Below are 690 nucleotides of genomic sequence, written 5' to 3'. Positions count from 1 at the left end.
GGCCACACCGGCGCCCGCGACATAGAACTCACCAAGTACACCCACGGGCACCGGAGACAACCCCGCATCAAGCACAAACACCCGCATATTGCCCAACGGCACACCAATCGGGGACGGTTTGTGTCCGGCGTGCTGGGTGGTCAGCTCCAAATACGTTAAGTGCACAGTGGTTTCGGTGGTGCCGTACATGTTGATCAAGGCCGGTGCGTGCGGGCGTTCATCCGGATACCAGCCTCGCAGCCGAGATGTATCCAATGCCTCCCCGGCGAACACCACCGCTCGTAAAGCGGAACTCTTTGCGGTAGAAGAGTATTCGGGCTCCGCGCGCATCAGCTCGTAGAATGCCGACGGAGTGTGGCTGAGTACCGTAATACGCTTCTGAAGTAGTAGTTGCCACATTTTCAGCGGCGACCGCACCGTATCCCATGGCACCACCACCAGCCGTGCGCCGTGAAGCAGTGCTCCCCACAACTCCCACACCGAGACGTCGAAGGCCGGTGAATGACACCAAGCCCAGACATCGGTGGGCGGGAAACCGATCCACTTCTTAAGGCCCGCAAACAATGCCACCACGTTGCGTTGGGTGATGGCGACGGCTTTGGGTCGTCCGGTGGAGCCGGAGGTGTACATGATGTAGGCGAGGTTGTCCGGTGTGGGCTTGTGGTGGTGTTGGGGGGTGTCGTGTGGGGT

General features: G+C 60.3%; 1 protein-coding gene. It reads right to left on the bottom strand.

What is annotated here, in order from left to right; translation table 11 throughout:
* Positions 1-690: AMP-binding protein (locus tag ACQI5H_RS24575; RefSeq protein WP_427081891.1), on the bottom strand; the 690-nt coding region annotated here is incomplete at both ends.

It is taken from the genome of Mycobacterium heidelbergense, assembly GCF_050205645.1.
Taxonomy (GTDB): domain Bacteria; phylum Actinomycetota; class Actinomycetes; order Mycobacteriales; family Mycobacteriaceae; genus Mycobacterium; species Mycobacterium heidelbergense_A.
The sequence above is the reverse complement of the archived record's forward strand: the minus strand, read 5'-3'. Positions and strand labels throughout refer to the sequence as shown.